Origin of the sequence: Collinsella sp. TM10-22 (genome assembly GCF_003466125.1) — a bacterium.
Taxonomy (GTDB): domain Bacteria; phylum Actinomycetota; class Coriobacteriia; order Coriobacteriales; family Coriobacteriaceae; genus Collinsella.
The window spans coordinates 1-22,706 of sequence record NZ_QSOC01000010.1 but is presented as its reverse complement, the minus strand read 5'-3'; the positions used below and the strand labels follow the sequence as shown (position 1 = coordinate 22,706).

Annotated in this window: 21 protein-coding genes; 14 read left to right on the top strand and 7 right to left on the bottom strand. The window is 56.5% G+C overall.

Going from position 1 to position 22,706, the window contains the following annotated elements; translation table 11 throughout:
- Positions 1–9: 9 nt before the first annotated feature.
- From DXD94_RS09070 to DXD94_RS09060, 3 genes are all read right to left on the bottom strand, one after another.
- Positions 10–831: a transporter substrate-binding domain-containing protein gene (locus tag DXD94_RS09070; protein ID WP_233540358.1), complete on the bottom strand. Its 822-nt coding sequence runs from the start codon at positions 829–831 to the stop codon at positions 10–12.
- Positions 832–915: 84 nt separating this feature from the next.
- The gene (locus DXD94_RS09065; RefSeq protein ID WP_117763854.1) at positions 916–1,809 is read right to left on the bottom strand and encodes an aldose 1-epimerase family protein; all 894 of its coding nucleotides are present in this window, start codon (positions 1,807–1,809) and stop codon (positions 916–918) included.
- A gap of 113 nt (positions 1,810–1,922) precedes the next feature.
- A complete protein-coding gene (locus DXD94_RS09060; RefSeq protein ID WP_117763853.1) occupies positions 1,923–2,780 on the bottom strand; it encodes a hypothetical protein in 858 nt (285 codons plus the stop codon).
- A 250-nt stretch (positions 2,781–3,030) separates the two neighbouring features.
- Here DXD94_RS09060 and DXD94_RS09055 point away from each other — a divergent pair, with 250 nt between their 5' ends.
- The 4 genes from DXD94_RS09055 to DXD94_RS09040 all read left to right on the top strand — a co-directional run bounded on the left by DXD94_RS09055 (position 3,031) and on the right by DXD94_RS09040 (position 8,314).
- The gene (locus DXD94_RS09055; RefSeq protein ID WP_233502154.1) at positions 3,031–4,269 is read left to right on the top strand and encodes an MFS transporter; all 1,239 of its coding nucleotides are present in this window, start codon (positions 3,031–3,033) and stop codon (positions 4,267–4,269) included.
- Positions 4,270–4,505: 236 nt separating this feature from the next.
- The gene (locus DXD94_RS09050; protein ID WP_117763852.1) at positions 4,506–5,831 is read left to right on the top strand and encodes a 6-phospho-alpha-glucosidase; all 1,326 of its coding nucleotides are present in this window, start codon (positions 4,506–4,508) and stop codon (positions 5,829–5,831) included.
- 24 nt (positions 5,832–5,855) lie between these two features.
- A complete protein-coding gene (locus DXD94_RS09045; protein ID WP_117763851.1) occupies positions 5,856–7,436 on the top strand; it encodes a PTS transporter subunit EIIC in 1,581 nt (526 codons plus the stop codon).
- 77 nt (positions 7,437–7,513) lie between these two features.
- Positions 7,514–8,314, top strand: coding sequence for a MurR/RpiR family transcriptional regulator (locus DXD94_RS09040; RefSeq protein WP_117743849.1), 801 nt, complete (start codon positions 7,514–7,516; stop codon positions 8,312–8,314).
- 192 nt (positions 8,315–8,506) lie between these two features.
- On the opposite strand, the gene DXD94_RS09035 is transcribed toward DXD94_RS09040, so the two are convergent.
- Entirely contained in the window at positions 8,507–10,069 is a 1,563-nt protein-coding gene (locus DXD94_RS09035) for a PTS transporter subunit EIIC (RefSeq protein ID WP_117734901.1), read from the bottom strand.
- A gap of 82 nt (positions 10,070–10,151) precedes the next feature.
- Positions 10,152–11,477, bottom strand: a complete 1,326-nt coding sequence (locus tag DXD94_RS09030) for a 6-phospho-alpha-glucosidase (RefSeq protein WP_117743848.1) — start codon at positions 11,475–11,477, stop codon at positions 10,152–10,154.
- 298 nt (positions 11,478–11,775) lie between these two features.
- On the opposite strand from DXD94_RS09030, the gene DXD94_RS09025 reads away from it, so the two are divergent.
- The 10 genes from DXD94_RS09025 to DXD94_RS08980 all read left to right on the top strand — a co-directional run bounded on the left by DXD94_RS09025 (position 11,776) and on the right by DXD94_RS08980 (position 20,948).
- Positions 11,776–12,525: a MurR/RpiR family transcriptional regulator gene (locus DXD94_RS09025; protein ID WP_117743465.1), complete on the top strand. Its 750-nt coding sequence runs from the start codon at positions 11,776–11,778 to the stop codon at positions 12,523–12,525.
- 1,192 nt (positions 12,526–13,717) lie between these two features.
- Positions 13,718–15,256, top strand: coding sequence for an ATP-binding cassette domain-containing protein (locus tag DXD94_RS09015; protein WP_117763849.1), 1,539 nt, complete (start codon positions 13,718–13,720; stop codon positions 15,254–15,256).
- 361 nt (positions 15,257–15,617) lie between these two features.
- Positions 15,618–15,941: a hypothetical protein gene (locus DXD94_RS09010; protein ID WP_117734898.1), complete on the top strand. Its 324-nt coding sequence runs from the start codon at positions 15,618–15,620 to the stop codon at positions 15,939–15,941.
- 154 nt (positions 15,942–16,095) lie between these two features.
- The gene (locus DXD94_RS09005) at positions 16,096–16,311 is read left to right on the top strand and encodes a hypothetical protein (protein WP_117743463.1); all 216 of its coding nucleotides are present in this window, start codon (positions 16,096–16,098) and stop codon (positions 16,309–16,311) included.
- Between the two features lie 447 nt (positions 16,312–16,758).
- Positions 16,759–17,703 carry a hypothetical protein gene (locus DXD94_RS09000; RefSeq protein WP_147347144.1) on the top strand — a complete coding sequence of 315 codons (945 nt, stop codon included), beginning with the start codon at positions 16,759–16,761 and terminating at the stop codon, positions 17,701–17,703.
- A gap of 169 nt (positions 17,704–17,872) precedes the next feature.
- Entirely contained in the window at positions 17,873–18,394 is a 522-nt protein-coding gene (locus tag DXD94_RS08995) for a Rep family protein (protein WP_117743461.1), read from the top strand.
- A 63-nt stretch (positions 18,395–18,457) separates the two neighbouring features.
- Positions 18,458–19,063, top strand: coding sequence for a hypothetical protein (locus DXD94_RS08990; protein WP_117763847.1), 606 nt, complete (start codon positions 18,458–18,460; stop codon positions 19,061–19,063).
- 72 nt (positions 19,064–19,135) lie between these two features.
- A complete protein-coding gene (locus tag DXD94_RS09940) occupies positions 19,136–19,594 on the top strand; it encodes an integrase DNA-binding domain-containing protein (RefSeq protein WP_199568426.1) in 459 nt (152 codons plus the stop codon).
- Positions 19,525–20,340 (top strand): site-specific integrase, encoded by an 816-nt coding sequence (locus tag DXD94_RS08985; protein WP_199568425.1) that lies wholly within the window; start codon positions 19,525–19,527, stop codon positions 20,338–20,340. Before DXD94_RS09940 ends, DXD94_RS08985 begins: the two co-directional genes overlap by 70 nt.
- Before the next feature lie 161 nt (positions 20,341–20,501).
- On the top strand, positions 20,502–20,948 hold the full coding sequence (locus tag DXD94_RS08980) for a low molecular weight protein-tyrosine-phosphatase (protein WP_117743459.1): 447 nt from the start codon (positions 20,502–20,504) through the stop codon (positions 20,946–20,948).
- A gap of 170 nt (positions 20,949–21,118) precedes the next feature.
- Here DXD94_RS08980 and DXD94_RS08975 read toward each other — a convergent pair whose 3' ends face one another.
- On the bottom strand, positions 21,119–21,448 hold the full coding sequence (locus tag DXD94_RS08975) for a TIGR04076 family protein (RefSeq protein WP_117763846.1): 330 nt from the start codon (positions 21,446–21,448) through the stop codon (positions 21,119–21,121).
- Positions 21,441–22,265, bottom strand: a complete 825-nt coding sequence (locus tag DXD94_RS08970; protein ID WP_117743457.1) for a PfkB family carbohydrate kinase — start codon at positions 22,263–22,265, stop codon at positions 21,441–21,443. Before DXD94_RS08970 ends, DXD94_RS08975 begins: the two co-directional genes overlap by 8 nt.
- Positions 22,266–22,706 lie beyond the last annotated feature (441 nt).

Below are 22,706 nucleotides of genomic sequence, written 5' to 3'. Positions count from 1 at the left end.
GCTGCCTCTCTATGCCGGCTGACGGTCGAGGCACGCGTCCCACATCTGGTCGCGTTCCTCTTGGCTGACGCCCTTGAGCGTCTTATTGATAAGTTTGAGCAGCTTGTCCGAGCCCTTGCGGCAGCCGACGTTTGACGTGACCTCCTGCTTAAAGCCCTCGCCCTCGGCAAAATGAATGGGGACAATGCCCGGGTTTTGGGCCATATAGCCCTTCTCGTTCTCGGTGTTGTAGGTCACGGCGTCGCAGGTGCCCTGCAGCAGGTTCGAAAACACCGTGGGCACCGAATCGACCGGATTCTTGTGGACGACGCCCGGGATCTCGTCGATGACGGTATCGAGCATCGTGTCCTTTTGGCCGAGCACCGTGGCGCCACTAAAGTCGCTGAGCTTGGTCGCATTTTGGTAGGGCGAGCCCTCTTTTACGAACAGGCCAAAGTAGCCAATGAAGTACGGGTCGGAAAAGCCGACGGACTCCTCGCGCTCGGGCGTGGCGCTCATGCCGGCGATGATGAGGTCGATCTGGCCGTTGTTGAGCGAATCGATGAGACCCGAGAAGCTCTGTTTGACGGCAACGGGCTCGCCGCCGAGGGCCTTGCAGACGATCTTGGCGATCTGCACATCGTAGCCATCGGCGTAAGCGCCCTGCACGTTGTCGATGGGGATGGTGTACTCGCTGGCCTCGGAGACCTGCCAGTTGTACGGGGCGTAGGCCGCCTCCATGCCAATGCGGATCTTGTCCTTGCCGATCACGGAATCGGACAGGTCGTCGCGACCGCCGCCCAGAGCGAACAAGTTGGCATGAAAAAGGCAAGGCGTAGACCTTCTGGTCATGCCTTGCCTTTTGAATGACAAATTGTTCGCTCTGGGTGGCGCGCAGCGTCGACCGGCCCGCCGTTCGCTAGAACGGCGGAACCTCTAGAGCAGGGTAACGCTAAAGGAGCGCTCGTCGGTGGCGCCGGGGGCCACGACGATGGTGTTGACCTTGTGCTCAAAGACGTCGTCCTCGGTGTCCATGGTGGTGTGACCGGTCCAAGGCTCAAGCGCCACAAACGGGGCGTCGTTGGCGGCAGACCACACGCCGATGTACTTAAAGCCCTCAAAGTCGATCTTGACGCCGTGACCCGACTTGCAACCGCGCAGCGTGAGCGTGGAGCCCGGGGTATCGGTGAACATGATGGCGTCGTTATCGAAGCTGCGGTGCGTGATGGGCAGCACGTCCGAGTTATCGGGGGCCTTGTAGCTGCCCTCGAACGTCATAAGGCCATCGGGCGTGATGACGGGGGCCTCGTTAGTCCAGGCCTCGGTAAACGCCAGCTCGTAATCCTCGAACGCCTCGTCCTCGGCACCGGGGGCGGGCACGTTAAATGCGGGGTGGCCGCCCACCGAGAACGGCAGGTCCATGTCGCCGGTGTTGGTGACGGCAAAGGTCTGCGTGAGGGTGGCGTCGCCGGTCAGGGCATAGGTCATGTTGAGCTTAAAGTGGAACGGGAACGCCTTGAGCGACTCGGGCGTGTCGGTAATCTCGTAGGTGACAGACGAGCCATCCTCAGAGACCTCGACCAGCTTGTGCTCGACAATGCGCGCGAGTCCGTGGCGCGGCATCTCGCAGGTGCCGGCCGCAGACGTTGCCGTGTTGTTGCGCAGCGAGCCCACAATGGGGAACAGGATGGGCGCATGCTTGCCCCAAAAGGCGGGGTCGCCCTGCCACAGATACTCGTTGCCGTCGAGAGCAAGGCTCGTGAGCTGGGCTCCCATGGAATCGATGGCCGCGGTGAGGCCGCCGCGCTTGATGGTAGTGACGGTGGACATGCTACTTCCTCCAAAAATAAACAATAGTGTCGAGGGCTATTGTCCCACTCTTGGCGGCGGGACGGGACGGCAGGCGATTATTGAGTAGCCATAGCGGAATGAGCGGCAAACGCCTACTGGGTATCCACGTAAAGGTCGAACCCGCCCTGCGGCGTGGTGTCGACCGTATCGGGCGCCTGCGAGTTAAAGCTCACGGGAACCATACGCTTTGAGGCGCGGAAACGCGTACCGTCGGTGGCGACGGGCGGCTCATCGACCGTGAGCTCGTAGTCACCAGGCTTGAGCTCGATACCGTCACCTTCGGAATTGACGTATTGGTACTCGTCGACCGCTTGCCCCTTGAGCGTGCGACCCACAATATGGACGAGCATCTGGCTGTCGCCGCGCGCAGTGTCCCACGTCGCGCCGTCCTTGACCTCGACCGACACATGTACCGAGCGCGTGCGGCCGAGCGATTGCTCGACAGACATCTCGACCTTGGCGGCGTCTCTTCGCTGTTGTTCAACATGGCTCCAAACGCTACCAATTACCGAGCATGCGATAACGCCGGCCATAAAGGCGATAAGGATGGGGCCGAGCGGCGAGCGACGTCCCGCATCTTCCTCGTGAGACAGATTGGGGCGACGTGTGGGCGCGAGCGCCTGGGCACCCTGCGAGGGCACGTCGAGAATGCTGAAGGATGCCGTGCTGTCGGGGTCGATGGTGTGGCGCGGCTGCGGGGTCTTTGCCGGCGAGATCGACATGTCGGCTGGCTCGCCGAGCGTGGCCGTAGCATCGGCTTTGGCCTCGTCGGCCTCGGCCTGGGCCCAGGCCTGTTCAAAGGTTAGGGGCTCGGCGGCATCAGGCTCGACAGCGGCATCGTTGCCGGTCTCGTCCTCGTCGCTCGACACGTCACGCGGCGCGGGCTCGTCCCACTCCTCGTCCGGAGCCTCGCCCTCGCTATACCACCATTCAAAGTTATCGATATCCATACGGGGCGCCCCTTAGGCCTCGCAAATAAACACTTGCTAGTTTTATACCCCCAGACGGCACGGCGGCTCGCCGGCACAGATAGGAAAACCATCACAACATTCGACGCTTTTCCTCGTTTTCGAGCTTTTCATCGAATGTTGTGACGGTTTGGGCGGCAGCCACGCCGCGAATGTGACAAAGGGACTGTCCCTTTGTCACATTCTGTTAGAGTTGCAGGGATTGAATCCCGCTTATTCATGCGACATTGGAGTGACAACCTTGATCGCCGCAACCACGCCTAAAAGCAAGTCAACCGCCGCCGCGCTCTCCCCTGCGCGCACCAAGCTCTGTCTGGCGTTACTCGTGTTGTTAGGCTTTTCGCTCGGCTGTTCCGAGTTCGTGGTCATCGGCATCGAAAGCGACTTGGCAACGGAACTCGGCGTATCGCTTGCCACCGCAGGCCAACTTATTAGCGTGTTCGCGCTCGTCTACGCTATCGCCACACCGGTGCTCGCGCTCAGCACGGGACGCTTCCGGCGCTACCAGCTGCTCGTGTGCTACAGCATCGTCTTTGTGCTCGGCAACCTGGTCATGGCGTTGGCGCCCAACTTCCAGGTGCTGTTTATCTCGCGCATTGTCCTGGGCTCCGTCTCGGGCGCGCTGCTCGCCGTGGGCGTAACGTACATCCCCGAGCTGCTGTCTCCGCAGCAAACTTCACTTGCCATCTCGGTGGTATATGGTGCGTTTTCCGTGGCAATGGTCTTTGTCACTTCGATCGGCAAGTTTGTGGCCGACACGCTCGATTGGCACGTGGCCATGTACAGCACGCTGACCTTTGCCGTTTTGATCTGCGGAGCGCTTGTGGCGTTTATGCCGCGCTCCGGTCAGACCGATGAGCCCGCCACCTTCCGCGAGCAGGCGGGGCTGCTACGCGAGCCGAGCATCATCACCGGCATGCTCATCTTTTTGTTTGGCGTGGGGTCGGTCTACGTTTTCTACGGCTATGTGACGCCTTATCTTGAGCAGGTGCTGGGCATGGGCACGGTCGAAGCCAGTACCACGCTTATGGCCTACGGCGTGTTCTGCCTGATCTCGAACATCCTGGGCGGATGGATCGACGCGCGTTTTGGCATGAAGGCACTGCTGGTTACGTTCGCGCTGCAGGCGGCGGCATTGTTTGGGCTGTTTGCCGCGGGCGCTGCCATGCCGCTCGCACTTGTCTTTGTCTTTAGTCTGGCAATGCTCATGTACCTGTTCTCGGTGTCGTGCATCACACACTTTATGGACGTGGCACGCAGCCGCCATCCCAAGTCGATGGTACTTGCAAGTTCGGTTGAGCCCATGGCGTTTAACGTCGGCATCTCGTTTGGCACCGCGGTAGGCGGCGCCGTTGTGAGCAGCGCTGGCATTGCGTACGTGGGTGCCGTGGGCGCCGCGTTCTCGCTTGTGGCCTGGGCGCTTACGCTGGTGACGATTAAGTTGGCTCGCTGGGAGCGTCGTCGCGGGTAGCGCAATTGCAGCCAAAAGCCGCAGCACCACCCACCATCTTTTGACCGCCCGGCGTTCGCTCCCGCAGCCATGCAACACGTCACCCAAGTCAGCATCTTTCCCGGCGCTATTTAACCACGCAAAACGCATCCTGTTAAGATTACCGCTATCGTTTTTCGCAATCTGAAAATCGGTAGAATCGCAGGTAAAGCTTTCGTAGTCTGAAGTGGTCAATCCACACGAAAGGGGTTTACCACATGGACAAGAAAGCAGTTGTAATCGCCGGGGCCGGCAGCACCCACACTCCCGGCATCATCCAGAGCCTATTGCAGAAGAAAAACGAATTGCCGCTGCGCAAACTCGCCCTGTACGACATCGACGAGAAGCGCATGCATCTCGTCTACGACATCATGAAGCAGTTCATCGAGCAGGAAGCTCCTGACATCGAAGTTGTCGTGACGACCGATCCCGAAAAGGCATTCACCGATGTCGACTTCGTCTTCGCACAAATCCGCCAGGGTGGCCTTCAGATGCGTCGCCAGGACGAGCGCATCCCTCTCAAGTACGGTTGTGTAGGACAGGAAACCTGCGGCGCCGGCGGTTCGATCTCCTATGGCATCAGGTCCATCCCCGGCGTCTTCGACCTCGTACGCTACGCCAAGAAATACAGTCCAGACGCCTGGATCCTCAACTATTCCAACCCCGCCGCAGTTGTCGCCGAGGCCACACGTCGCGAGTTTAACAACGACCATATCCTTAACATCTGCGATATGCCCACGGCTATCTTGCTCTCGTACTCTAAGATGCTCGGACTTCCCAGCTGGCGCGATATCGACCCCATGTATTTTGGACTCAATCACTTTGGCTGGTTTACCAAAATCTACGACAAGCAGGGACGCGATCGTCTGCCGGAGCTCCGTCAGATGATTCTCGAGCACGGCATGGCCGTGAGCGACAAGCATCACAAGGACAAGGACTGGATGCACACCTGGGGTCAATACGTCAAGATTGTGAAGGACTATCCCGAGTATCTGCCCAACAGCTACCTGCAGTACTACCTGTACTCCAAAGACATGGCAGATGACATGGACCCCAACTGGACGCGCGCCGACAACGTCATCAACGGACGCGAGAAGGAGATGTTTGCCGAGCACGACAAGTACCTGGCAGATCCCGCCAATTACAAGAGCCCCGTACAGAGCTTCACGGTCTTTGGCGACTTTATCGTCGACGCAGCCGCCTCTATCGCCTACAACAAGTGCGAACGTTATCTCGTAATCGTCGAGAATAACGGTGCCATCCCCAATCTGCCCGATGACGCCATGGTCGAGGTCCCCGCCTACCTGCGCTCTTGGGGCCCTGAACCCATCAGCCAGCCTGCTATCCCCACCTTTTACAAGGGGCTTATCGAAGAGCAGAATGCCAGCGAGAAGCTCGCCGTCGACGCATATTACGAGCATTCCTACCAGAAGGCGCTCGAAGCCATCGCGATCAACAAGACCGTCCCTTCGACTACCGTCGCGCGCCAAATCCTCGACGACCTGATCGAAGCGAACGGCGATTATTGGCCGACCCTGTCCTAACTCCCCGCGCATCGAAGGAACATCATGAAAGAAAGCAAGCTCTACAGCGAGTTCCAGAGACTCGGCAAGGTGCTCATGGCGCCGGTCCTCCTCCTGCCCGTTTCCGGCATTTTGGTCGGTCTGGGCTCCGCCCTTTCCAATGCTAACCTCATCTCGCTCTGCCCGTTTTTGGGCACCGAGCCGATGGTGATCTTTAGCACGCTCATCAAAGCAGCCGGCAACGTTATCAATGGTAACATCTCGGTTCTCTTTGCGATCTGCATCGCCTACGGTTACGCCAAGGCCGAGAAGGCGACCGCCGCACTCTCAGGCTTCATCGGCTACATGACCATGAACACGATCATGGGTCAGCTGCTTATCCTGCTGGGCATCATCGATCCCGCCAACCTGCAGACCGGTCAGAACGCCATCCTGGGCGTAACCACACTCGACACCGGCGTATTCGGCGGCATCATCATCGGCTTGGTAGTCGCGTGGATCCACAACCGATTCTATAAGGTGCAGCTGCCGCCGGTGCTCGGCATCTTCAACGGCACACGCTGCGTCCCCGCCCTCACCGTCGTTTTCGCGAGCCTGGTGGGCGTTGCGCTCGCCTTCGTGTTTCCGTTTGTGCAAACCGGCCTAAAGGCCGCCTCGACACTCATCGATTCCACCGGAGTGTTTGGCGCGTTCATCTATGGCTTCTCCGAGCGTATGCTTCTGCCCTTCGGCCTGCATCATTTCATCTACCTGCCGTTTTTCTTCACTTCTCTGGGCGGTAGCATCCAGGTTGACGGCCAGACCGTCGAGGGTGCTGTCAACATCTACAACGCCATGCTCAACACGCCCGGCATGATGTACGACATCGACATCTCAAAATACGTCATGAACGGCAAGGTGCTGTTCGCCATGTGTGGCCTGCCCGCGGCGGCGCTCGCCATCTACCACTGTGCCCGTCCCGAGAATAAAAAGAAGGTCGGCTCCCTCATGATCGCCGCCGTCATTCCGGCCGCCATCATGGGCATAACCGAACCGCTCGAGTACTCCTTCCTCTTTGTAGCGCCCGTACTCTATGTGGTCCACGCCCTGCTGTGCGGCATCGCGTATGTACTCACCTACCTGGTACAGTTCAATGTGCCCGGGCCTTCCGCCTTCGGCGGACCGCTCCTCTCGTGGATCTTCAACGGCATCATGAACGCCGACAAAGGCTCCAACTGGTTCTGGCTTATTCCGCTCGGCATCGCTTACTTCGGGATCTATTACGTGCTGTTCCGCACCTTTATCAAGAAATTTGACCTCAAAACCCCGGGCCGCGAGGATGATGACACGCAGGCAGCGGATGACACGTCGGCCATCGACTCCAAGGCACCTGTCCAGGTAAGCGACCTCATCCCGCAGATCGTAGATGCCGTGGGCGGCGCCGATAACATCTCGGGCGTCAACGCCTGCTTCACCCGCCTGAGGCTCAGCCTCAAAGACACCGCCCTAGTCAAGGACGATAGCGTCTTCACCAAAGACCTCGGCGCCAGTGCCATCGTGCACGTTGGCGGCGGCGTTCAGATCGTTTACGGCAATAAGGCTTCTGTCTACAAAGTCGAAATGAGAGAATACTTGGGCATGGAATAAATCCGTCCCATAGCTTCACCACAATGCTCCGGAGATGGCATATCCGCTCCGGGGCATTATTGTTTGGAGTGATTTGAATGTCGATGTACGAGGTCTATTCGAACCTCAGGTCTTGTATCGAAGACGTCGAGAAGGGCGGCAGCCTTGACGCCCACATCGCACTCTACGCCCTTTCCCATCACGACGAGGTCCCAGAGCTCTCAATAGAAGAACTTGCCCGCGCATGCAATACATCGCCCGCGACCATCTCACGCTTCTGCAGGCGCGTAAACGGCTCGAGCTTTCGATCGTTCAAAGAGCAAGTTGACGACTTCAACGCTTGGCTCCAGCGTGAGACAACCGAGGCAAGGGCTCATAAGCAAATCGATATACCCTGGTATTTCGATATCGTAGAGACCTCTTTGCTTGAAACAAAACGCCTGCTCACTGAGGATCGACTCGAGCAGGCCGTTGACTGGCTTCTCGATGCGCAAAATGTCTACGTATACGGAAGCTCATTCTCCAATCTCGCCGCCCGCTCACTCTGCGAAAAGCTGAGCCGCGTAAACCGACTGTGCTTCTCATTTGGCTCCGTCAAGGGACAGGAGACGTCACTCTGTCTGCTCCAACCCGACGATCTAACCATCTTTGTATCGTTCTCAGGAAAGACGAGCTATATCTTCAATCTTTACGTTGAGGCCAAGCGGCGAGGTTGCCGCGTTATTTGGATATCGAGCAACATGGCATTCGATAACAACGGGGCGCGTGAGCTCTTGCTACCCGTGAGCACGGAGTCACTCAGCGAGTATTCGACCGCCTTGGTTGAGGGCATGAGCCTACAAAGCGCGGTTAACGCTCTATATATCAGCTGTGCAAATCGACTTCGGGCGCAGCGCTAGCCGCAAACATGCTAGAACTGAAAAGAACGCACCTCACCGTCGCAAGGCGTCCGAATACACGATAGGCAGTGCCAAAAGAGAGCAGCGAGCACGTCATGTACTTGCCCATTCGCCCCAAAACAGCACAGGTCGGCGCCCGATTGAAGAATCGGACGCCGACCTGTATTAATCTTGATCGTGTGTTTGGGGCGTTTACTCCATACCCAGCAGCTCGCGCATCTGAGTTGCGTAGTTAGATGCCATGTTGCCGTAGACAATCTGCACGCCGCCGTTGACATGCACGATGCCACGCGCTTCAAGCTTTTCGGTAAACTCGGCGTCATCAACCACCTTGTCACAGTCATTGAGCTGGATGCGCAGACGGGTGAAACAAGCCTCGACAGACTTAATATTGTTGTCGCCGCCCACTGCCTCAACGATGGCGGGAATGAGGTCGCTGATCACGGTCTTGGGAGCCTTTTCGGCCTCGTCGTCGGACTCTTCCTCGCGGCCAGGGGTCTTAAGGTCCTTCTTAAGAATGATGAACTTGAAGACGAAGTAGTACACCACGAAGTAGATGGGGCCAAGGAACAGGATAACCTGCCAGTTGGAGCCCTTGGCTGCACCCATAATGCCGTTAAAGATCAACGACAGGAGCGGGCCACCGAAGGACGCGGAACCAGCCACGTTGAACTGCAGGACATAGGTCAGTGCATAGGCAAGACCAGCCATGAGAGCGTGGAACACGTAGAGGATGGGCGCGATAAACAGGAAGGAATACTCGAGCGGCTCGGTAATGCCGGAGAGGATGCAAGGCACCACGATGGCGATCATGAGCGCTGCGGTCTTCTTCTTGTTCTTGGGAAGCGCCGTCTTGTAGAAGGCGAGTGCAGCGCCGGGCAGGCCGAACATGGCGAAGATAACCTTGCCGTTCATGACAAAACGGCTGACCTCGATGTTAAACGGCGTGCTGGGAGAGCCCAGGATCGCATTGTAGATATTGATAGCGCCCTGAACGGTCTGGCCGTCGATGGTCTCGACGCCACCGAGCGACGTGAAGAAGAACGGCAAATAGACAAAGTGATGCAGGCCAAAAGGCAGGAGCATGCGTTCGCCGGCACCGTAGACAAATGCACCAAAGGCACCCGTAGTCTTGATGAACTCGGACAGCGCACCGAGAGCGTTCTGAATAAACGGGAAAACAAAGGACATGACCAATGCGAGGATGCTGCATGAGAGCAGCGTTACCGCCGGAATAAAGCGCGTACCGTTGAAGATGGAGAACACGGCGGGCAGCTCAATCTTGTAGTAACGGTTATGCAACCATGCGACGATTGCGCCCACCAGAAGACCGCCGATAACGCCAGTGTCGAGCGTGGTGATACCGAGAATCGTGCTCTGGCCCGTCGTAAGATTCGCGGGATCGATAACGCCAGTCGCCGTAAGGAACGTGCCCATCACGGAATTCATGCACATGTAGCCCAAAAAGCCACAAAGCGCCGCGGTAGCCTTCTCGGACTTGGCGAAGCCATAGGCGAGACAAATCGAGAAGATAACCGGGATGTTGTTCATAACGATGCCGGCTGCGGCCTTGAGAATCGAAAAGAAAATCGCAAAGCCCGGAGCAGCAAGCCAGGGAACAGCTGCCGTAAGGGTGGGGCTGGTAAAGGCATTGCCAAAGCCCTGGAGGATGCCGGCAATTGGCAGAATCAGCACGGGCGTCATGAGGACTTTGCCCAGGCGCTGGAACTTTGCCAGCAGCTCATCTTTGTTCATGGGATACCCCTCTTAAAGAAACGGGGCGCGCGGCTCTACAATCCACACGCCCCATAACAGTTATCAAGCGATATGGAACTAGTTACTTAAGCTCCGGCCAATAATCCTTGTTCGCCTCGATGAGCTTGTCGAGCACCTTACGAGCCTTCTTAGCATCACCGACCAGACGATTAAGCGTGAGTGCCTGCAAAGCCTTCTCGTAGGAACCCTCCATCCAAGCCTCAACAGTCAGGCGCTCATAGGCGTACTGGTTCTCCATAAGGCCGCGATAGAAGGTGCCAATCTTGCCAACAGCATAGGGCTGCGGGCCATTGGCGCCCACGCTTGCCGCGACCTCGACCATGGCGTCATCGGGCATGCCCTCGATAATGCCGTTGTTGGGCACAATGACAATGAAGGTCTTGTTGGTGTTGCGATAAATGGCCGAGGTGATTTCCACGATCATATCGCCATGAGCATCGTTCTGCACAACCGAGGAGTTCTTTGCGGTGCCGACTTTGGCAACACGCTCGCACTCGGCGAACACGCGCTTCTCACGGCCGTTGATAACCTCATCGGAGCGAGTGTAGTCGGGGTCGAGGTGAGCGACCTTGTACTCGGGATACAGATAGTACTGCAGATACGTGTTGGGCAGATAGTCGGGGAAGTCCTCGAGCATGTCCTTGACCATGGCGTAGGTATCAAGCCAGGACTGGTCACGCTGCTCGGCATCGGCAGGAAGGAAGCCGTTCTTCTCCGTGTACTCCTTAATCTGCGGGACGAGGTCATGACCCTCTTCATCGTAGATGTGCTTGAACCAACCGAAGTGATTGAGGCCAAAGTACACGGGCTCCGTCTTGTTCATATCGCGACCGAGCAGGCGACCGTAAGAGCGCATGAGGTTGACGGGCTGATCGCAGATGTTGAGAACGCGATGCTCATCGGGCAGGACGCGCTCGAGACCATATGCCACAATAGCAGCCGGGTTGGTGTAGTTGATAATCCACGCCTCCGGGCTATGAGCGCGAACGTCGTTGACGATCTCAACCATGTCATGCATGGAGCGCATACCGTAAGCCATGCCGCCAGGGCCCACCGTTTCCTGGCCGATGATTCCCATATGCAGCGGAATCTTCTCGTCCTTGCTGCGCATCTCGTAGCCGCCGGTACGAATCTGGCAGAGCACAAAGTCGACGTCGGTGTAAGCCTCGTCCTTATCGGTGGTGTAACCAAACTCCACACCGGGCTCCTCCTCGGCGAAGAGGATCTTGCCAAACTCGCCAATCGGACGCTGACGCTCGGCATCGATGTCATAGAGCATCACGCGGTTCAGCGGCAGAATGTCCATGTGCTTGGTCAGGGCTTTGAGAATGCCAGGGCACCACGTGGAGCCGCCGCCAACGATCACAATATTGAGCTTATCCTTCATGTTCCGTCCCTCCAGGGTTGGCTGATCGGTGTTCTCGAAGACCTTGGGCTCCGCGGTTGTCCTCGGCTTGCTTCGTTTCGATTGTCATTTTGCGACATAAGGTCATTTGCGAGTCCCCGTGTGAGCCAATGCGAAACGGGGACACATGATTTCGCTCACGACACAGATATGTGTAGGCAGACACGCACGTTTGCCCAGTTCATGGGCAATTGGCGATCTTGACCGATTACCGATTTCTCACCTGGCTACACAAAGCGGTACCATATGTACGACGAGGTGCGAGGGGCTGGAACATCTTATGAAAGATCAAGCATCTTTTTATGATCATGTGCGGGCTGGCGAGAGCAAGCTCAACGATCTCGAAAGCGAGATCATGCGCTACATCATCGAGCTGCGTGATGATATTGACGATGTCACGCTTAAGAGCGTTGCTGAACGGTTCTTCGTCGCTCCCAATACAATCGTCAGGCTTGCTCATAAGCTTGGCTTCTCGGGGTTTACGGAGCTCAAACAATCGTATTCCGCCTCGCTCGATCGCAATCGATTCACTATCGAGGCACTTCCTCTTGATACCCAGCTCGTACAGACCAAAGATCTGCTTAACGACCGAGTCATCGATTCGGTTGTGAGTCTTATCCAGGACGCCTCGCATATCGTGTTCTTCTGCTCGGGCTTTTCGAAATACCCGTGCCTCGAGATGGCTGAAAAGCTCAAAATAATGGGCAAGAACACCGATACGCTCAGCGAACGCCATGTCATGAGGCATTACGCAGAACTGCTTGGCAAAAACGACCTGGTCTTCAGCGTTTCCGTAAGCGGCGAGACGCAGGTGTCTATTGACGCCACATCGATAGCCAAAACGCGCGGATGCAAGGTCGTCACACTCACCGGCTTTTCTCGAAATTCTCTCTCGAAACTAGCCGACTACCCTATCTACACCGTGCAAAAAGAAATCCGCTTGGGCAGCATGGACCTCGACAGTCGATTAATGTTCTATTACGTTTTCGAATTGATATTTGAGCGCTACTTCAAACTGGCTAAGAAATAAAACTCTGTATGCGCCCGGCTTCGACTCTTTAGCAGCCTTCTATATGAAAGGTATCGTTCTATGCAACGCGTACTGTTTATCTGTCATGGGAATATCTGCAGATTCAGAAAAATGCCTAGCTAGTTAGGATCCCGGCGAACCATATCGCGTACCTTACGACGTTTTTACGACTTTGAGCCCCGATGCGATATTGCCGTGATGGAGAAAAGCAACTCCTTTCGCCTTTCCCCAGTAGCTGAAGAACGGAGAATCGAGCATAAGCATTCCTTTCCGGTCGTCTCAAACCTCTGCAATTTGGAGGGTAAATCGCGAAAGCTAATATCTCAAACACCAGAAAAATCAAGTCGATGACCTCGCTCAACATTCACGATGTTAGTGTCGGAAAAATTTAGCCAAATATAGTCGGCCGAGATTGACCAATCCCGGCCGACCCATTTTGGCCAACACGCCCGCATCTATGACTTTCCTATCGCATTCCTACATCCCCTCGGGCTGGATCCCCCTCACCTTCACCGCCTGGGGGACGGCCTCCACCGAGTACGTGTCGAGCCCCCTGCCGCGGTAGCTCGGGCCCCGCATCACGAACACCGACGCCTTGTCGAGCAGCCTGTCGAGGGCGGCGTGTTGGCGCCACCAGCGTAGTGGCGGCGGGGAGGCACGGTGGCCATTATTCGGTGACCGGGATTGGTCAAAATCGGTTGACTATTAGCGGCTAAAATCGCCCGGCGCTAACAACGACGCCCACCATCGCATGCTAGTTACAAGAAGCGGATGCACTAGTATTCTTTCAATCGACTTGCAAACCCCTTCAAGCGTCCAACGCAATGGCGTGCTTTCAGACGCAACGCCTCCTTGCGTCCGCATTATTGCTTTGTTAGACTCTACGGAAGAATTCAGCGCAGGCCCATATGCCAAGCCAGCGCCCCGGAAAGGAAAAGGATTCGTGAAGCTGTAGACGATACATATCGACGCCAATTTGCAAATTGCCATCTATCCAAGAATAAATCTGGCTGCACATTTGTCGTATCGTCTTTTCACTGATCCTCGTATATCCTAAACACTACCTTTGCGAGCATTGCCGTCGACTCATTTTCTTTCAGCTTGACTCGAGTCGACGGGCGTTCACGTTGGTCGGAACGAGCCAATCAGAGCATATGCGGCAAAACGCGGCCTCCCATGCCGAGGAGGCACAATGTCAAGAACCAATTTGAACAGCTCCACCACCCTCGTTCTTTCCCATATTACTTATGCATATCCTGGCAGCGCAATGCCCGCACTCGACAACGTGTCGGCGACATTTGCCCCCGGCTGGCACGGCATCGTCGGAGACAACGGGCGCGGGAAATCAACTTTCGTCCGCATTGCGTGCGGACTTCTGATTCCAGATCGCGGCGTCGTTTCACCGCGTCTCGTCTCCGCATATTGCGCGCAAGAAGCCGGAGTCGAACCGCCCATGCTCTTCGATTTTGCGTGCGACTTCGCCCCGGCGACCACGCACCTCAGAAGGATGCTCCGCATCACCGATGATATGCTCTGGCGTTTCTCCGAGCTCTCCGGTGGCGAGCAGAAGAAAATTCAAATAGCCGTCGCGCTTTGGCAGAATCCCGATCTTCTGGCAATGGATGAACCGACTAACCATGTGGACGCAGAATGCAGAAGGCAGATTTGCAAAGCACTCGCCGAGTACAAGGGTATTGGCCTCCTCGTCTCGCACGACCGTGCGTTGCTCGACTCCTTGGCAAAGGACTGCCTGTGCTTTGAGTCGGGGCACGTCACCATGCGCCCCGGCAACTACTCCCAAGCTCGCTCGCAGGCGAATCTGGAGCGCGAAAGCGCGGCGCGGGCCAAATCGATTGCGCGATCCGAAGAAAAGCGCATGAAGGCTGAGTATATCAGGCGCGTTGAAAACGCCTCACGGTCCGCATCCAAGAGAAGCGCCCGTCATGTCGATCCGAAGGATCACGACGCGAAAGCACGAATCAAACTCGCCATTCTCACTGGCAGAGACGGCGTTGCGGGCAAGCTCGCTTCGCGCATGGACTCCCGAATCCAGCGCGCGCAAGCCGCCGTCGACGCCCACCATGTCGAAAAGCGCTACGAAAGCACCTTGTGGATGGAAGCGCAACCCAGCCCGCGCAAAACACTGATTCACGTCAGCTCAGATCGCATACCGTGCGGCCCGAGGCAATCTTTGCGGGTTCCCGAGATTTATCTGGGAAATACCGATCATCTGGGCATAAGCGGCCCCAACGGAGCGGGGAAAACAACACTGGTCAAGCATATCCTGGAGATATTGGAAGGCCGCAAGGCCACGGGATTGGACATTCGCACGCTGTATATCCCTCAGGAAGTCGACGATTCATCCTCAATTGAATTCCTCTCGGAAATCAAGGACCTGCCCCAAGCCGAACGTGGAGCCCTGCTTTCGATCGTTGCGCAACTCAATTCGGATCCCGAACGAATATTGTCCGGCGAGAACATCAGCCCGGGGGAGCTGCGGAAGCTCATGCTCGCCCGCGGTATACTAGATGCCCCCGAAATCATCGTCATGGACGAACCCACGAATCACCTGGACCTGCACTCGGTGGAGGCACTCGAGCGAGCGCTTTCCGCCTTTCCCGGCGCGCTTGTTTTGGTGAGCCATGACGAGCAGTTCCTCTCGGCCTCATGCCCCCTCCGCTTGGATTTGGCCCCAGAAGAGGAGCACACTATTGGTCAGCCCCTCCTCTAGCGCTCAGGCATGTCTTCTGCAAGCCGCCTTCTTCTGATATCCCCTCCCCCGTTTTGCAAGCAACTCAGCGCAAATGGCCCATCCCCCTCAGCCTGAAGGCTCAGCGACACCAACGATACCGACGATTCAATATCTGGATGTCCATATTTGCCCCATCTGGGTGATTATTAAATTGTGTTTGTTCCGTGATTGAATACTTTGTCATCATTACGCCCCACTTCTTCTCATCAGAGGACGTCGAGAACGACAGGTCCTTGCGAAATAATCCCAGCTCAGAAGCTTATGGCATGATGTGCTCACCGAGTGCTCGATGACGATTGACGAATCGTCGGTAATATCCAATTTTAGGAAAGAGGTGTGTATGACCCGACCGAAGATCATGCGCGGACCGTTTGAATGCGGCTCCATCTCAACAACCAGTACGGCAATGTCGTCTATAAAGGAGTCTTCGGCGAGCATGCCGACTTGTTCTGAACGAGCTGTTCGACATGCCCTGAAGGCCGAAGAGATGTTCTCTCGCGTCATGTATCGCCAGATTCTTTGTGCCCACACGAAGCTCCATGGGGCAATGTTTGGGGACGATGATCTTCATGCCGCAACAAGAAATGTCGAGGAGATCTTGCGCAACGTCCTGCGCCTCTATCTCGATGTCCACGGCGAGCCGCAACGCGGAGTCAGCAAATAATTGGATTGAGAGGAGTTCGAGTATGAGGAAATTGAATCAGTTTATGAAGTTCGATTGGGAAGCTTTTGCGAAAGGCAAGCGTTTCCTTTGTGTCGGAGGTGGTAAATGGGTTGATTAAAACACCAAAGAGCATCGCGGCACCAAGATCGACGTGGTGATCACAACCGATAACACGCAGTATCACCAAAACGAAGGCGAGGTGGTCAGCAATCGTTTCGAGAAGCTTTCCATCAAGGTTTCGAACGATATCGAGATTCCCGTCAATCAGCACGTCATTCCCACCGGCGTGGTCGCAAAGGTTTACGGTGATTATCGCAACCAGTTGTCCATCACGGCGGACGGCATTACCGTCATCCCCGCGAAGGGCTAGGTGATTGTGGTGCGTTACTCCAGTGGCGCACCGGCGATCGTGTATTCGACCCCCAGCGCAAAGCTTTGTGTTCTGGGGGTCGCTTTATTTGCGGTCGCCGCGTGCGTTTATTGCATCGGGCTATTCGTGAACACCATTCTTGCGCCCATCGCCATAGAGCCCAGTACGGTGATGGCGTTTGGCGGCAACCTTACCTCCGCAGCGGCCACTCTTAGCCTCGCTGGGACCATGTTGTTTGCGGGAGGGATCACACATTACGTCATGCTATCTGAATCAACACGGTTGCATGCACGCATTAGGAAGGGGCTCTTTGATCCACGTTACGGGAATCCTCTACACCTGCGAGAAGGCGAGCTTCTTCCCGACATCTCTTGCAAAGAGACGGCTCCTGGACAGTTCGAGCTCGCCATCTCAACCTCATCCTCAACGGCAGAAGAAATATCGAAGATGGGACCTAGCATTAGCTCCCGACTTCGCGGAAGGTTCTCCCGCTACGCCGTCGTACTTGCCGAAGCAGACGTCGCATGCAATCAAGTGACCTTCTTCCTTGAAGATGTGACGTTGCATCGAGAGATCAAGGCATCGCGTGTCGAGGATTTGTGCCCGGCGAACGCCTACGAATTCCGCGTTCAAAACGGCACGAGCATCGACCTCCGCACCTCCGGTTCCATGCTCATCGCTGGAAAGACCACGGGCGTGATCGCCCTCTTGCTCCAAGCCCTGTTGGCTGGTCCTGACGGACACGGATCGCAAGTCCTCATCATAGACCCCAAGCAGGCCGAGCTCTCCCGACTTCCTCGCGTGGTTTCACTGAATGCTGACGGGGACGCTCGCGCAATCCTGTCTGCGTTATCACGGTTCGCCGACAGCATCAAAGAGCGACAGAGCTTCCTCAACGACAGGTCGACAGAGACGGGAGACGCCGTGCACTGGTGGGATGCGGGGCTTCACGTTTCGCTTCTCTTCATGGATGAGTACGTGGCACTCCGCACGCTGTTTCCCAAGCGCGCGAGCAAGGAGGACCCCGATTACTGCCTCGCGACGTTTGATGGGCTGGTGAAGCGCATCGTAACGATGGGGGCGAGCGCGGGCTGCTACGCCATCATCTCGATCGCCGAGGCGTCTGTTGAGGAGGGGGGCTTGCCGTCGATGCTGCGCTCGGCGTGCAGCACCCGCGTCCTCTTCAAGCCGACGCTTCCCGAGGCGCGGCTCATATGGGGCGCGGAACGCCTGCTCGACCTCGGTGCACCTCGCACCTTCTCCCCGGGCGACGCTTGGTTCAGCAGTACGGACGGGGCGCACGACCGCATCGGCTTTGTGCATTTTCCGATCATGGACTTCCCCGTGTACCGCGAGCTTGGGCGGCTCCTTGACCTGTACTTCAGAGAATAACCACCGCGGGGTCCGCTTCGCGCAGCAAAAGCGGACCCCGTCGATTGTTCCATTACTTGAAATTCTGCTCATTTATGCGCCTTGGGGAGCTTGTTATCCCAAGGCGCACCCTCGGGCGCGTTCCAAAATCGTCCCGAAATAGCTCATTTACGAGAAAGGACTCGGAACCATGACCAATTCTCTGCCCATGAAGACCCGCGCGATGATGTACGAGCAGCAGCTCGATCACCTGCCCCGTCTTGTGGACGAAATGTACCGAAGAATCGAAACACTCGCCCCGAAGCGCTATGCGGGCATCGTGCACGACAGCGACACGACGGACGCGGGACGTCCGGCAGCCGCGCATCTTCACGTGATGATGGAGTTCCAGAATCCGCGCTCGCTCAATAGCATCGCGAAGCTCCTTGGAGATAAACCTGAGCGCATCGAGGCTTGGAAGGCAGGTGTGGAAAACGGTTTTTCCTACCTGTGCCACAGAACGGATGGCGCACGATCCAAGCATCAGTACGACCCCAAAATCGTGCGCTCCAATTTCGATTACCCAGCGCTACTTGCTTCTATTGAGTCGCGCGTTGCTCGAACGAGGTCCCATAGCAGCATCAAAGTCCTTCTCGATGACCTTCTCGAAGGTCGTATCGACAAGGAGTCCTTGATCTCTCAGCTCTCCGGATCCGAATATGCCCGGACATAGCGTCAGATCGAAGACGTTTATGCACGCCGCCTTCAGGTTCAGGCCCGGGAATGGCGGGGGTTGATGCTCAAGGGCGAAAGAAGGGTGGAATCAGTTTGGATCTTCGGGCCTGCTGGAACGGGGAAGTCCACCCTCGCAAAGCTCTATGCGAAGCGGAAGGGCGAACCGTTCTTCGTCTCTGGATCTACGAGAGACATCTTTCAGGGGTATGAGGGCAAGCACACGGTGATTCTTGACGAACTTCGTCCCTCATCCATCCCCTACGCCGACCTGCTTCGCATCACGGATCCCTATGCGATGGAGCATGAGGTGATGGCACCGTCCCGATATTCCGACAAAGCGATAGCCGCCGATCTCGTAATCGTCACGACGCCCTACAGCCCCTTGGAATTCTATGGAGAACAGATGCGCCGATCCTCGACTTATCGTCCGCAAAACGATGTCGACGGATTTGGTCAACTTGAGAGGCGCCTCTCCGTCGTTGCGGAGATGCAGACGAGGGAGATCTGTCTCTCTGAGTTTAGGCACGATCTCGACGGATACTGGCCGGTCGAAGGTTCCTCTCGTACAAACCCATATTCGAGTTATGCGCGAGGACTCGCCCCCTCGTCCTGCGCCAACGCTCTTTATAAAGAGCTTCTCGACACCGTTTCGCACTTGACAGCTTAACCAATCGGGCCCCGTGCGATAATCTTGAAATATCGCATCGGGGCTCTTTTCTGAACAGGAAGGAGCCTGCTAGTGACTGTGAGAAAAGACAGCAAAGGGCGAATCCTCAGACGCGGGGAAAGCCAGAGAAAAAACGGCCGTTACTGCTTCAAGTATGTGGATGCAAGAGGTAAAACGCGGAGCGTCTACTCGTGGACCTTGACAACTCATGATCTAACTCCGAAGGGGAAGAAAGCCAGTCCGTGCTTGCGCGCGTTGGAGCATGAGATCCAGCGCGATCTGCTTGATAAGGTCGCGCCGAACAATATGATAGTCTACGAACTCGCATCTCGTTACACTGAAACAAAGACTGCCGTGAAACAATCCACTCGAGCCGCCTACAAGACAATCCTCAATTTTCTTGCTACAGATGAATTCGGCTCGCGACGAATATGCGGTGTCACCCCCCTTGATGCCAAGGAATGGCTCATCAACCTGCAAAAATCCACGGCAAGCGCTATAGCACAATCCATAGCATCCGTGGTGTTCTGAGACCGGCGTTTCAACTGGCAGAGGAGAACAGCCTGATTCGCCGAAATCCCTTCTATTTCGAGCTCGCAACGATACTGACAAACGACATGGTTACACGCAAGGCCTTGGCCACTAACCAAGAACGCAGATTTCTTGCTTTCGTGGAGGGCGATGAACACTTTCACCGCTATCGTGACGCCATCTACATCCTTCTAAATACGGGCCTGCGCATTTCTGAATTCTGCGGTCTTACCGTCGAAGACCTTGATTTCAAAAACGGAAGCATTCGGGTAAACAAGCAACTTCAGCGGACCAGCAACATGCGATACTACATCGAACGTCCCAAGACGGAGAGCGGGATCCGCTATGTTCCCATGACTCAAGCCGTGACAGAGTGTTTCAGGAGTATCCTTGCGCAACGTCTAAAGCCTTCGAGTGAGCCGGTCGTTGACGGTGTTAGCGGTTTTCTGTTTCTTGATAAAAACGAGATGCCGCGTGTTGCCCTGCACTGGGAGAAGTACTTCCACCACGCGATAGAGAAACATAATCGCATCTACAAGGATGAGCTTCCCAAAATCACACCACATGTCTGCCGACATACCTTCTGCTCGAAGATGGCACGCAGGGGAATGAACCCTGCGAAGCTAAAATGCATCATGGGCCACTCCGACATCAACGTGACTTTTAACACATACACCCATCTTGATTTCGACGACGTCAGAGAGGATATGCTGAAAATTGGATGCAAAGGACGGTCAACATTGTGACAACAAGTCGTAAACCCTCGTTCTTTACGACAATTCTTACGACGCTGGAAAGAAGAATAATCCGCTCATTTATGAATCAATTTGATATTCTGTCCTTGACGAGGGATCAAAAAGCAGTGCGATTATCTGCGAAAACTCTGATATTCGAGAGGTTTTAGCCAATGCGCAAAATCCTATTTGTCTGTCATGGGAACATCTGTCGCTCGACGATGGCTGAGTCGGTGTTTGCCGAGCTGGTGCGCCGTGCTGGGCGCGAGGCGGAGTTCGTCATTGATTCTGCCGCGACCTCGACCGAGGAGATTGGCAACCCTCCGCATCATGGCACCGTCGCCAAGCTGCGCGAGGTCGGGATTCCCGTCGTTGCGCACCGCGCGCGCCAGGTTCGTCGCGCGGAGTATGGTGACTGGGACCACATCGTCTATATGGATGCCGAGAACGCGCGCGGCCTGCGTCGCATCTTCGGCGACGATGCCGACGGCAAGATTTCGCGGCTGCTGGATTGGACCGATCGCCCCGGCGACGTCGCCGATCCCTGGTACACCGGCAACTTCGATGCCACCTACCGCGATGTGCTCGCCGGCTGCACGGCCATGCTCGAGCAACTGTAGGCGCCCGGGCGGCGCGGATGCGTGAGCCACGCCATCGGCATAAAATGAGCGTGGATAATCTCCCGCATACAAATTGAGCGTGGATAATCTCCCACTTTGAACGCAAAACGGCGCTCTAAACGGGAGATTATCCACGCTCATTATCTTGGTGGGAGAAAATCCACGCTCGATTACTCGTCGACGATCTCGGCGAGCCAGACGTTCAACGTATCGACCTCGGGGCAGCAGAACTTTGCCGTACCGGGCTCGTTGCCGGGCACGGTTCCGCCGTAGCGCAGGATGTCGATATAGGGAAAGCCCACATGGCAGGCCATGGAGCACATCTTGCCGCGATCGCGGTCGAAGTCGAAGACGTCGCCGGGCTTGTGGCCATGGTGGCAGCGGCACGTGCCCAGCTGGTCCACGCAGCTAATGCGGATACGTGGGCGCTTGCCGCGTGGCGCGCCGAGCGACTTGCCCTCGCTCGCGGGCTCGGGGCCGCTTTCGCTGGCGCTACTCATGGTCGATCACATCCAGGCAGGCCTCGATGGGCAGGCCGGCAGACTTGTCCTCCTGGTCAGCGTTGCGCTCGATAAGCTCGGCCACCACACGCATGGCATCGGCCGTTGCGTGCTGCAGGCTCCAGCCAGCCATAACGCGACCGACGAGCACCGCCGAGAACGTGTCACCGGTGCCCGGGAAATAGACCGGGATCAGGTCGAAGGGAATCGTGAAGTACTCCCCCGCCACGTGGTCGTAACCGATGACGGCGTTCGTGCCGTCGACCACAGCGCTCGTAATGACCACCGACTTGGCGCCCAGCGCGCGCATGGCGTCCACAAGGGCGTGGGCCTCGTCAGGCGTGATTTGCTCGGCAATGGGCGTGTCGGTGAGCAGGCACGCCTCGGTATAGTTGGGCACCGCATAGTCGGCGCACTCGAGCAGATGCCTCATGAGACCGATCGTGGACTCGGGCACACCGGCGTAAAGTTTGCCGTTGTCGCCCATGATGGGGTCGACGAATACCTTGGTGCCCTTTTGCGCGCGGCGGTGGCAAAAGTCTGAGATGATGCGCGTCTCTTCTTCGGTCACGATAAAGCCAGTGGAGATGGCGTCGAACTCAAAGCCGAGCTCTTCCCAGATGGCGAGACTCTGACGCACGTACTCCGTGGTGTCGTGGATGTAGAACTTGGGGTAGTTGAGCGTATCGGACACAAGCGCCGTCGGCAGGTTATGGATACGGTAACCCATGTGCGACAGCACCGGCAGCATGGCGGAAAGCGCGACCTTGCCGTATCCGCACATATCGTTGATCAGCAGCAGCTGAGTGTTCTTCATGAGTGTCCCCCTTGGGTCGGGCGCGGCGCGGCGGCGCCACAGTGCGACTAAGTGTAGCGCAGGGAACGCTACGGACGAAAGCTTGCGCCGTGGAGGACAGTTTGTTGCGGAAAGGTTTCGGAAACGAGGGGCTAGCCTGCTTCATTGCGGCCCATTCGCCGCCACTCATTCAGTGCCATTTCAAAACTACACCGGATTACGGGGCTGAACCTGAATGAGTCAACCACACCCTCTATTTTCAAATCATAGCAAGCCTTCTACCTGCGGTTTTCTTTTTACCAATTTCGGTATGGTCGACAATCCGCAGTTCAGCCCCGTAATCCGGCATAGTTTTGAAGTTAGTCATTGGGGACGTTCTTAAATGACTAGTCAAACAAGAACGTCCCCAACGACTAGTCGTTTAAGAACGTCCATTACAGTCGAAATTGTCAGCCCGGGCCC